Source organism: Desulfonatronospira sp. (assembly GCA_003563255.1).
Taxonomy (GTDB): Bacteria; Desulfobacterota; Desulfovibrionia; order Desulfovibrionales; family Desulfonatronovibrionaceae; genus Desulfonatronospira.
Genome location: PWSL01000114.1, coordinates 1 through 4,946 on the forward strand (window position 1 = coordinate 1; position 4,946 = coordinate 4,946).

4 protein-coding genes are annotated in these 4,946 nt (G+C 53.4%); all 4 read left to right on the top strand.

The features are described from left to right. Positions 1 to 264: 264 nt before the first annotated feature. Genes fbp through QZP87_RS03285 form a run of 4 tightly spaced genes read left to right on the top strand, consistent with a single transcriptional unit; the run spans position 265 to position 4,767 of the window. A complete protein-coding gene (fbp, locus tag QZP87_RS03270) occupies positions 265 to 1,275 on the top strand; it encodes a class 1 fructose-bisphosphatase (protein WP_291321484.1) in 1,011 nt (336 codons plus the stop codon). After that, a complete protein-coding gene (gene tsaD, locus QZP87_RS03275) occupies positions 1,268 to 2,329 on the top strand; it encodes a tRNA (adenosine(37)-N6)-threonylcarbamoyltransferase complex transferase subunit TsaD (protein ID WP_291321485.1) in 1,062 nt (353 codons plus the stop codon). Before fbp ends, tsaD begins: the two co-directional genes overlap by 8 nt. A gap of 26 nt (positions 2,330 to 2,355) precedes the next feature. Then, the gene (ilvD, locus tag QZP87_RS03280; RefSeq protein ID WP_291321486.1) at positions 2,356 to 4,023 is read left to right on the top strand and encodes a dihydroxy-acid dehydratase; all 1,668 of its coding nucleotides are present in this window, start codon (positions 2,356 to 2,358) and stop codon (positions 4,021 to 4,023) included. Positions 4,024 to 4,026: 3 nt separating this feature from the next. Then, a complete protein-coding gene (locus QZP87_RS03285; protein ID WP_291321487.1) occupies positions 4,027 to 4,767 on the top strand; it encodes a class I SAM-dependent methyltransferase in 741 nt (246 codons plus the stop codon). The last annotated feature ends 179 nt before the right edge of the window (positions 4,768 to 4,946 follow it).

The following is a 4,946-nucleotide window of genomic DNA, read 5'->3' on the forward strand; positions in this document are numbered from 1 at the left end:
AAAAAAGAAAAAAATCCTTGCTTGCATGTTTGTAGGGACAGGCACCATTGGTGGACGCGGAGCGTCCGGAAGATGTTCCCACGCAGAGCGTGGGAACAATAAACCTGCAATTTTACGGTTTGAGTTCGGCAAAAGTGCCTGTCCCCGGTGCCCGAGGCAATAATTAACACAAAGCGTCGCTTTAGTGTTATTAATAAAGGTTTTGTGGTGCCCGTCCCCTGCCTTCCATGCCAACGCTGAACAGATCCATCAATGGAGGATTGTATGCGACAAATCACAGTTACAGAACATCTGCTGGTCCATCAGAAAGCTAGTTCCATGGCTACTGGACGTTTTACCCGGTTGCTGAATGAGCTGATCCTGGCCGCCAAGATTATTTCCAGGGAAGTCAATAAGGCCGGACTGGTGAATATCCTGGGCATAACCGGACAAACCAATGTCCAGGGTGAAGAGGTGCAGAAGCTGGATGAACTGGCCAACTCCATCCTGATTTACCGTATGCAGCGGGCCGGTTTTTTATGCGCCATGGCTTCCGAGGAAAACGCCGACATTATTGAGATCCCTTCCAAATTTACCCAGGGAGACTATATCCTGCTTTTTGACCCCCTGGACGGATCCACAAACATAGACGTCAACGTCAGTATCGGGACGATTTTTTCCATTTTCAGACGTACCCGCAAGGACGGACCTGTATATATGGAGGAAGTGCTGCAGAAAGGTGAAAACCAGGTGGCTGCAGGATATTTCATATACGGCTCATCCACCATGATGGTCTATACTACAGGCACCGGAGTCCATGGATTCACCCTTGACCCCAGCGTAGGTGAATTTTTGCTTTCCCATCCAAATATCAAGATACCGGAGCAGGGAAAAGTATATTCCGTAAATGAGAGCTACTGGGACTACTGGGACGAACCTACGCGAAAATGCGTCAGCTGCTTCAAGTCCAGCCAAAACAGCCGGGGAAAGCCTTACTCCCTGCGCTATATTGGTTCCCTGGTATCGGATTTTCACCGCAATCTTCTGAGCGGCGGGGTATTCATGTATCCCAAGGACAACCGCGACCCCAAAAAAACCACCGGCAAACTAAGGCTCATGTGCGAAGCCAACCCTCTGTCCTACGTTGTGGAACAGGCAGGCGGGGCGGCCAGTGACGGGGAAAAGAGAATCCTGGAGATCGATCCGCATGAACTGCACCAGAGGGTGCCTCTTTTCATTGGCTCCAGGGATGACGTTGAGCAGGCTGTAGCCTTTTTCAAGGGCCAGGATGCTTAGTCTCGGCATTGAGACATCCTGCGATGAAACCGCCCTGGCACTGCTGGAGGAAGGGCGTGTCCTGGGAGAAGTCATTTTTTCACAGGTGGACAAGCACTCCATTTTCGGCGGAGTGGTACCTGAAATGGCTTCCCGGGAACATCTGCGCAAACTGCAGCCCCTGTGGCAGAGACTTTTGCAGCAGACAGGACGCCGGGCTGAAGAGCTTGACCTGATTGCAGTTGCCCGTGGTCCAGGGTTGCTTGGCTGTCTACTGGTGGGTCTGGGTTTTGCCAAAGGCCTGTCACTGGGCCTGAAGATCCCCCTGGTGGGGGTAAATCACCTGCAAGCACATCTACTGGCCCCTGGACTGGAACAGGAGCTGAAATTTCCTGCCGTGGGACTCCTGGTTTCCGGCGGGCATACCAACCTGTATAAAATCGATTCCAGCATCCATTTCAGACTTTTGGGCCGGACCCTGGACGACGCAGTCGGCGAGGCTTTTGACAAGACGGCCAGGGCTTTAAACCTGCCCTACCCCGGCGGGGTATACATTGATCGCTTTGCAGGGTTTGCAGAACCAGACCAGGACATGTTTCCAAGGCCCTACCTGGATACTCCCAGCCTGGACTTCAGTTTCAGCGGGCTGAAGACCGCCCTGATAAACCATATCCGAAAGCACCCCCGGCTGGTTCAGGAAAATCCCCTGGAAATAACGCCTGAATCCATTCCAGATCCTGAGCTGGCCGGCGTATGTGCCTCTTTCAACCTGGCAGCTGCCGAGACTTTGCAGGCCAAGCTGGAAAGGGCAGTAATTTCATCCGGTGTGCAAAATGTTATTATGGCTGGAGGGGTGGCGGCCAATTCCATGATACGCGAAAAAATCCAGGGACTCTGCAGGCGCATGGGACTGAACCTGGTCCTGCCCAGCCTGAAACTATGCACTGACAATGCATCCATGATAGCCTGTTGCGGCGAGATCCTGGCCCGGCACGGCATGTATCATAACCTGGAACTGGAAGCCGTGCCAAGGGGCAGGAAAATACCCTGGGACTATGTCCGGGACAAAAGCTAATACTGAAACATAAAGAGGTAATTTCAATGCGAAGTCACAAAATGACCAAGGGAATTGAAAAGGCCCCGCACCGCTCTCTCTTATATTCCCTGGGCCTTACCAGGGAAGAGATGCAAAGACCCCTGGTGGGTGTTGTCAACTCAGCCAACGAAATTGTTCCAGGCCACCAGCATCTTGATAAAATCGCCAGGGCGGTCAAGGACGGAATCCGCATGAGCGGCGGGACCCCTCTGGAATTCTCCACCATAGGGGTGTGCGACGGACTGGCCATGAACCATGCAGGCATGCGCTTCAGCCTGCCCAGCCGGGAGATCATAGCCGATTCAGTGGAAATCATGACCTCTGCACATCCCTTTGATGCTTTGGTGCTGATCCCGAATTGCGACAAGGTTGTTCCTGGAATGCTCATGGCCATGATCAGGATGAACCTGCCTTCCATTATTGTCAGTGGAGGCCCTATGCTGGCGGGTGAGGACCACGGAAAGGCCGTGGATCTTATTTCTGTATTCGAGGGTGTCGGCAGGGTCAAAAGCGGACAGATCAACGAGCAGGACCTGGAAAGCCTGGAGCTGAACGCCTGCCCGGGTTGCGGCTCCTGTTCCGGCATGTTTACCGCCAATTCAATGAATTGTCTGTCTGAGGCCATAGGCCTTGGCCTCCCGGGCAACGGCACCATTCCAGCTGTGCACAGCGCCCGCATAAGGCTGGCCAAGACAGCGGGCATGAAGGTCATGCAGCTTTTAAGTGACGACTTACGCCCAAATAAAATCATCAACCCCAAAAGCGTTGCTAATGCCGTAGCCGTGGACATGGCACTGGGATGCTCCACCAATACTGTCCTGCACCTCCCGGCGGTCTTCGCTGAGGCAGGTCTGGACCTGAGCCTGGATATTTTTGACGTCATGAGCAGAAAAACCCCCAATCTTTGCCGCCTGTCTCCGGCAGGACCGCATCACCTGCAGGATCTGCACCGCGCAGGAGGCATCCCGGCGGTGGTTTCGGAGCTCTCCAGCAAGGGCATCTTCGACCTCAACGCCCTGACCGTTACCGGCAAATCCTGGAGACAAAACCTTCAGGAACTCCAGGCCCGAGTCCTGGATCCCCAGGTTATCCGTTCCATGGACAACCCTTACAGTCATGAAGGTGGAATAGCTATTCTTAGAGGCAACCTGGCTCCCCAGGGTGCCGTAGTCAAACAGTCGGCCGTGACCCCGGAAATGATGGTTCAAACTGGATCCGCCAGGGTCTTTGAAGGCGAGGAGGATGCTGTGCAGGCCATCCTCAACGCTAAAATCCGTAAAGGGGATATCGTGGTGATAAGAAACGAAGGTCCCAAGGGCGGACCAGGCATGCGCGAGATGCTCACCCCCACTTCGGCCATTGCTGGAATGGGCCTGGACAAACATGTTTCTTTGATCACTGATGGACGCTTCAGCGGCGGAACCCGGGGAGCAGCCATAGGCCATGTCTCGCCTGAGTCCGTGGAAGGCGGGCCAATCGCCCTGGTCAAGGAAGGGGACAAGATCAGCATTGACATATATAAGGGTTCTTTGACGCTGAATGTTACCGATAAGGAAATGGAGAAAAGAAGGCAGGATTTCAAGCCCCTGGAAAAAGAAATTAAATCGCCTCTTTTGCGCAGGTATGCCCGTATGGCCGGATCCGCCTCCAACGGGGCCGCCTTCAGGCTGTAATCAATGTTTGATCCTCAAAGTGCAGACAACTACGACCGCTGGTTTGCCACCTCTGAAGGACGCTTCGCCCTGGAACAGGAAAAAAGGCTGATTCAGCACCTGGTATCCGGCTGGCCCAGGCGCAGGCAGAGCCTCCTTGAAATCGGTTGCGGCACGGGCATTTTTCTGGAAATGTTCTGGGAGTACGGCTTTGATATATACGGGTTGGACTCTTCACCGGATATGCTTCAAAAAGCCCGTGAAAAGCTGGGCAATAAGGCTGACCTTCACCTGGGCAACGCAGAGTGTCTACCCTTTGAGGATAATGAATTTGATTTCGTTGCCATGATTACAGTGCTGGAGTTCTGCAAGGACCAGCGGCAAGTGTTGGCTGAGGCCGGCCGGGTAGCCCGCAAAGGCTTACTGATCTGTTTTCTGAACAAAAACTCTCTGTATCATATTAGCCACAAACTCCTGCGGCTCCGGCAAAGAGACAAGCTCCTGGTGCGGGCCAGATGGCACTCATACAGGGAGATCAAGGCCCTGGTTCATGAGACTCTGGGCAACAAAAACACCTATGCCCGATCTGTTCTTGTGGGAACCAAAATCCTGTGGAAGGACAGGCATATCCTGAGGACGCTGAACAGAATGCTCTGGCCCCCGGTACTGGGGGCCTTTACAGGTCTGCGCGTGGACCTCATAGACAGAAAACCCCTTAAAACCCCTATTCCGGCCCCGGTAAAATCTGAAATCAAGGCCGGGTAGTACTTACTGCATACAGCCGCATAGCACTACAGCGATACTTTGTGTAAATTGTCGCCTTGGCCACCGGGGACAGGCACCCGGCACTTATTTTCCTAAGGAAGACTTACCACTACAGCGAAACTTATGATTGACCTGCGGGGACTGGCTCTCCCCGCACTTATTTTTTCCAATAAAACCAA

Bases quoted from the DNA above. Each gene is read 5' to 3' on its own strand.
- fbp (WP_291321484.1), top strand. From the start codon at position 265: ATGCGACAAATCACAGTTACAGAACATCTGCTGGTCCATCAGAAAGCT.
- tsaD (WP_291321485.1), top strand. From the start codon at position 1,268: ATGCTTAGTCTCGGCATTGAGACATCCTGCGATGAAACCGCCCTGGCA.
- ilvD (WP_291321486.1), top strand. From the start codon at position 2,356: ATGCGAAGTCACAAAATGACCAAGGGAATTGAAAAGGCCCCGCACCGC.
- QZP87_RS03285 (WP_291321487.1), top strand. From the start codon at position 4,027: ATGTTTGATCCTCAAAGTGCAGACAACTACGACCGCTGGTTTGCCACC.